Source organism: Desulfobacterales bacterium, assembly GCA_021647905.1.
GTDB lineage: Bacteria > Desulfobacterota > Desulfobulbia > Desulfobulbales > BM004 > JAKITW01.
Genome location: JAKITW010000109.1, coordinates 1 through 5,441, shown reverse-complemented (window position 1 = coordinate 5,441; position 5,441 = coordinate 1). Strand labels below are relative to the sequence as shown.

The following is a 5,441-nucleotide window of genomic DNA, read 5'->3' as shown; positions in this document are numbered from 1 at the left end:
GCCGCCGCGGCGAAGCGAGTTCCTGCTTGATAGCCTGTTTATGAACAGCCGGCCCTTCTCAATGGAGCGGCCGTTGGTAGAAGAAAACCCCTTTCCCGATAGGAGGGGGTTTACTGAATGTTTACCCACGGTGTTTCGGTGTTTACAGGAGCGCCACTTGAAAACAGAGCCGATGATCATCACGGACAACGAGACGCTATGTGCGCGCTATCACGATCTCGGCCGCGGTGATATCGTGGTGGGCCGGGTCCGGCTCAAGCCGTGCGAGGAGCCGCTGCTCCTTGATCTGCGCCAGCGGGGGGTGATCCTGATCCCCTCGGCCGTCAGCCAGATGGTCAGCCGGCTGAAGAGTGTCCAGGCCCGGTTATTGGCCGGGTTCATGGTTCCCCATACCCGGGTGGTCTACGATCTCCACGACCTCCAGGCCGCGATCACCGCATACGGCAAAGCCGGGGTGACCCGGGTGGTGACCAAGCATGACCGCCGCAACGCCGGGATGGGCATTCACCTCTGGGCCTCCATTGAAGAAGTTTACACCCAGGCCTCGTTCGGTGTACTCCCCCCGCCCTTTGTGGTCCAGCCCTATATTCCCGGCTGCCGGGACATCCGGGTGATCTTCATCGACAACTACCTTGAGGCCTACCAACGCCACAACCCCGACAACTTCCGCCACAACCTCCACTTCGGCGGGACCAGCAGCCCCTGCGACCCGACCCCGGAACAGGTCGATCTCTGTGTCCGGGTCATGGAGCGGGGCGGCTTTCCCTATGCCCACCTGGACCTGATGGTCAACCCGGAGGGGCGGACCTGGCTGGCCGAGATCAACCTGGGCGGCGGGATTCGCGGCGCCCGGATCACGTCGGCCGAATACCAGGCCCGGGTGGAGGCGGTCCACCAGCGACTGCTCGCTGCTGCCAGCGCCGCCTGATCTCACTCCCTTCCCGAATACGGCACAAAAAAAGAGAGGCAGGATCTCTCCTGCCTCTCTTTGTCATCTCTCTGTAAAACTCTGGGAATTACACACAACCCGTGGGCTTCGGCAGGCCGGCCATCTTGCGGGCTCCCTTGCCCGGGCCGGAGGGGAAGAGTTCATAGATTCTCTTCAGCGGGAAACCGGTGGTCTTGGAAAGGATCCGTACCATGGGGGCGATACCGTTCTTCTTGTAGTACTCCTGAAGAGCGTCGATGACTTTCTGGTGCTCAGGGGTCAGTTCGCCAATACCTTCAATGGTTTTGACATAGTCAACCCAGTCCTCGTTCCACTCTTCCATACCCTTGGCCAAGAAGCCGTCTTCGTCAACTTCAAAGCTCTTGCCATTATGCTCGATTGTTGCCATGCTGATCCTCCTTAAGATTTCAGAAAAAAATTATGGGGTTTCTCACTTGTACTTACTCTTCCGTCATTTTGATAGAAAAAATGAATACTGCTTCATAATATGGGCTGCGGCTTTTGTCAAGCAATCATTATCATCTTTTTAAAAACAAAAACCCCCTTTGCAGCCTCCCGACAAAGGAGCCGGGAGGCTCTCCTGTTTATCTGAAACAGCAGCGGGTCGTGGCGGCTGCGGCCCGACCTGCGCCGCTGCCTTTCCCGGGTTGGCCGCGATCCCCTTGAGCTGGTCAAAACGGGCCGGATCAAAGGATTTCACTTCCATCAATTCCGGGGCCAGGGTTGAACGCGGATTAAAGTTCTGCAGGGTGAGCCGGCCCCGGCCCGAGGGGTCGGCAAGGGTCCGGGCCCAGGCGGCCACATCGTCCTCATCGTGAAACCCGGGAACCACGGTCATCCGGAACTGATACTCCAGGCCGCTTGCCCGGACCAGATCGATGCTCTGGTTGATCCGGGCAAGGTCCACCAGGGTCCCGGCCAGGGCCTGGTATTTTTCCGCAACCAGCGGCGCCTTGACGTCCATGGCCACCATGTCCACCAGGCCGGCCTGAAAAAGCCGGCCCAGCACCCCGGGCCTGGTGCCGTTGGTATCCAGCTTGACCGGCCAGCCCGCCTGTTTGAGGTCAGCGAGCAACTCTGGCAGCCGCGGGTCCAGGGTGGGCTCACCGCCGCTGACACAGACGCCGCCCAGCCACTGGCGCCGCCCGGCCAGCCGGCCGATAATCTCTTCAGGATCATGGCTGGGAAACCGGTCCGGTTCCAGGACCAGGGGATGATTGTGACAAAAAGGGCAGCGCAGGTTACAGCTGCCCAGGAAAATAACCGCACAGACCCGGCCCGGCCAATCAATAAACGAGGTTTCGAGAAAACCCTTGATCCCGGGCATGGCACTCCTTTTTTCCATCGGACCAGCTTAAGGGCATCTCGGCCGGTCGAACCCGGGCCTTGATCCGGAAAACAGCGGGCCTGATGGAAACTAGTTGAAGGTACAGCTGCCGCCCTCGCAGTCGGCCGGCCCCGCGGGAATCATCTGCTCGATTCCGTACTGGCTGGCCCGCTGGGTCAGACGGCTGGTGATGCTGCTGAACTCGGCCACGGTGGTCGAGTCGTCCAGCACCAGGACCGGCAGTGACTTGCGGGCGGTCTCCACCAGGCTGTGCCAGGCCAGGTGGGCCAGGACCTCGGGGTTGGAGTCGTCAAGCACCTCCACGTTCACATCCATGGCAGCCAGATCGAACTGGTCCTTCAGCCGGGCACAGAGCGTACAGTCATCCTTGGTAAACAGCGTCATCGGTCCCTCCTCAGCAGGGGTGCCGGCGGCACCCCCTTTCTTCCGTTTCCCACTATCCCCCTTGCGAGAAACGATTGATATTGCGGTAGCGGTCATGCAGCTCACCGCGCTTGCCCTTGTTCCAGCTCGACACCTTGGTGAAATAGCCGGTGATCCGGGTGATTCCGTCCACATGGTCCGAGCCGCAGAAGATACATTTTTCCACCAGGCCGCGCGAGGTCCTGCTGCAATCCAGGCAGGTGGTGAACTCCGGCGAAAAGGCAACCTGGTCGTTCTCGGTATGGCGGAATACATTGATCACGAAATCGGCCAGGGCCCCCTTGTCCGGCTGGGCCTCGCCCAGCCAGATATGGGTCAGCGAGCCGGCCTCGATCAGCGGATGGAACAAGCCCTCCCGCTGGACCCGGTCAACCGGATTCATGGTGGTGCCCACGTTGAACAGGGTGGAATTGGTATAGTAGATCTCGCCCTTGTCCATGTCGCCCAGGAGTACTGCCGCGGCCTTATCACCAAACCGGGCCAGGTCCAGCTTGGCAAACCGATAGGCCGTGCTCTCGGCCGGGGTCTGTTCGAGGACGAAACGCATACCCGCCTCCTCGCTCATCTTCTTGCAGATCAGGTTCATGTGGGCGATGACCTTGAGGCCGAATTTCATGCTCTGGTCGGAGTCGTGCAGCTCCTCGCCCAGGTGCAGCCGGACCAGTTCATTCAGGCCGACCATGCCGACCAGGTAGGTACAGCGATGGAGCCGGAGATAGTTTTCGCCGTCCAGTTTCATCGCCAGCAGGGAAAGGGGGCCGCCCTCGCCGTGGGCCAGCAGTTTTTCAATGAACTTCTTTTTCTGCTCATGCCCCTTGACCGCCAGCATGATCCGCTCGGTGAGCAGGGCAAACAGCCTGGTGTCGTTGCCATCGGCCTGATGGGCCAGGCGCGGCAGGTTGATGGTGATGTTCTGCAGGGCCGAGTAGCGCATCCGCCACGGCTCCTTGGCGTCCTCCAGGTCCGAGGCCTCCAGCTTGAAGCTGAGCCGGCAGCACTCGGAGATCTTGGCAGTGTCGCCGCGATCAAAGACAAAGTAGGTGTTGCCCTTGTCCGCGGCCACGTCGCAGATAAGGTGGAGAAAATCCATGTGACCCTCGGTCTTGAAAAACTTCTCGGTAATATGGACCAGGGGCTTGGGGAAGAAAAAGGGCCGGCCCGAGGCGTCACCCTCCTTATAGACCTCAAACAGGGCCCAGGCAAAACGCTGGGCCTGTTTCTCGTACGCGCCGTAGGTCTTGCCGGTGTACTGCCCGCCCGGGCCGATGGCCGGCACGTCCTCAAAATGCTTGGGCACCTCCCAGTAGATATTGATATCAGAGAAGATGGCCTGGCCGCCGCGGGCCACGGCCTGCTGCGAGAACTCGAAGATCAGCATCTGGGCCAGCTGCTTGACCGCGCGGTCGTCCAGCTCCTCAAGATAGGGGGCATAGAACAGGTTGACCGCATCCCAGCCGATGGCCCCGGCAAAATGGCCCTGCAAGGCGGCGGCGAACTTGACCATATGGGCCAGGAGTACCTCGGCGTGCTTGGCCGGCTTGGCCATGGACAGGGAGTGGGGCAGGTTCAGGCCGAATTTCTTGATATATTCCAGTGACTGGCCGGAACAGTAAGGCCGGTCGATAAAACCGAGATCATGCATGTGGAGGTCGCCGTTCAAATGGGCGTCAGCCACGTCGGCGGAAAAGACATGGAGCAGGGCATACTCCTTTTTGATGCCCTCGGCCAGGGTCATGTTGGTGGCCTCGGGGCCGTGGGGCACGTTGGCGTTTTCCTTGTTCGGGTGCACCAGGAGTTGATCCACGTCATAGAGAGGCACCCCGAGCCGGGTATGCATCCGCCGGTCCTGCTCCAGGCCCAGTTCCAGGAGCTTGGCATTGACCATTTCCCGGATCAGCGGACCGGTCACCGTCTTGACCTTGCCGGAGGAGATGGTCCGCTCGACATCAATGGAAATCCGTTCCGCCGTATCGCGGTCAACAAAGGTCTCGCGGAGCAGGGCATCGACGATCCGCCCCCGGTTCCATCCGGTCATGTCCTCCTGGGAACTCCGGACAAAAAGGGCCAGGTCCGTGGTATCACCCTTTTGCACCTTGCCGCCGGTTGCGCCAACCCCGGCGCCAGCCACGTTTTCCGCCTTGATCGGCATCACAACTCCCATAGTTTAGCCCCCCTGTTGTCTGCAGAATATCCAAAACCTGAACGTGCGCGATTCGCGCCCTTATGCGGCAGCCGGACAACTCGCCCTGATCGCCTTAGAAGCACAACATGTTGTTGTACGAAAAAACAGATACCCCCTATATAGTATGGTGTCAACGACTATTTTCAACTAAACCGGCAAATGAATCACGGTTCATCGATTCCGCCATAGAATATCAAAGAGATACAATGGCCGGCCAGGAAGATACTTTTTTCGTCCGGCTCCAGGGGCGTCCCGGAGAGGCGCCATCCGGGTTGATTTCGCACAAGCCGTTCAACAGATGTTTTGGCGGCAGCACTGGCTGTATTTACTGTAAGCGTTCACCAGCACCCCCTCTTCGCACGATCAGGCCGGCTCACATAGCCATACTATGGATTCGCCGGCCTGCTTGCATGTAAACATTCAGTAACCCCCCTCCTGTCGGGAAAGGGGTCTTCTTCTACCAACGGCCGCTCCATTGAGAAGGGCCGGCTGTTCATAAACAGGCTATCAAGCAGGAACTCGCTTCGCCGCGGCGGCGA

Annotated in this window: 5 protein-coding genes; 1 reads left to right on the top strand and 4 read right to left on the bottom strand. The window is 59.7% G+C overall.

The features are described 5' to 3' along the window. The coding region (locus L3J03_12055; protein ID MCF6291714.1) for a hypothetical protein at positions 1–928 on the top strand (928 nt) is incomplete at its 5' end. An 88-nt stretch (positions 929–1,016) separates the two neighbouring features. On the opposite strand, the gene L3J03_12050 is transcribed toward L3J03_12055, so the two are convergent. The 4 genes from L3J03_12050 to nrdD form a co-directional block, all read right to left on the bottom strand. Then, entirely contained in the window at positions 1,017–1,337 is a 321-nt protein-coding gene (locus L3J03_12050; protein MCF6291713.1) for a TusE/DsrC/DsvC family sulfur relay protein, read from the bottom strand. 138 nt (positions 1,338–1,475) lie between these two features. Further along, entirely contained in the window at positions 1,476–2,294 is an 819-nt protein-coding gene (locus L3J03_12045) for an anaerobic ribonucleoside-triphosphate reductase activating protein (protein ID MCF6291712.1), read from the bottom strand. 72 nt (positions 2,295–2,366) lie between these two features. Then, positions 2,367–2,681, bottom strand: a complete 315-nt coding sequence (locus L3J03_12040) for a hypothetical protein (GenBank protein ID MCF6291711.1) — start codon at positions 2,679–2,681, stop codon at positions 2,367–2,369. A 52-nt stretch (positions 2,682–2,733) separates the two neighbouring features. Continuing rightward, positions 2,734–4,881: an anaerobic ribonucleoside-triphosphate reductase gene (gene nrdD, locus L3J03_12035; protein ID MCF6291710.1), complete on the bottom strand. Its 2,148-nt coding sequence runs from the start codon at positions 4,879–4,881 to the stop codon at positions 2,734–2,736. Positions 4,882–5,441: the final 560 nt, after the last annotated feature.

Bases quoted from the DNA above. Each gene is read 5' to 3' on its own strand.
- L3J03_12040 (MCF6291711.1), bottom strand. From the start codon at position 2,681: ATGACGCTGTTTACCAAGGATGACTGTACGCTCTGTGCCCGGCTGAAG.
- L3J03_12050 (MCF6291713.1), bottom strand. From the start codon at position 1,337: ATGGCAACAATCGAGCATAATGGCAAGAGCTTTGAAGTTGACGAAGAC.
- L3J03_12045 (MCF6291712.1), bottom strand. From the start codon at position 2,294: ATGGAAAAAAGGAGTGCCATGCCCGGGATCAAGGGTTTTCTCGAAACC.
- nrdD (MCF6291710.1), bottom strand. From the start codon at position 4,881: ATGGGAGTTGTGATGCCGATCAAGGCGGAAAACGTGGCTGGCGCCGGG.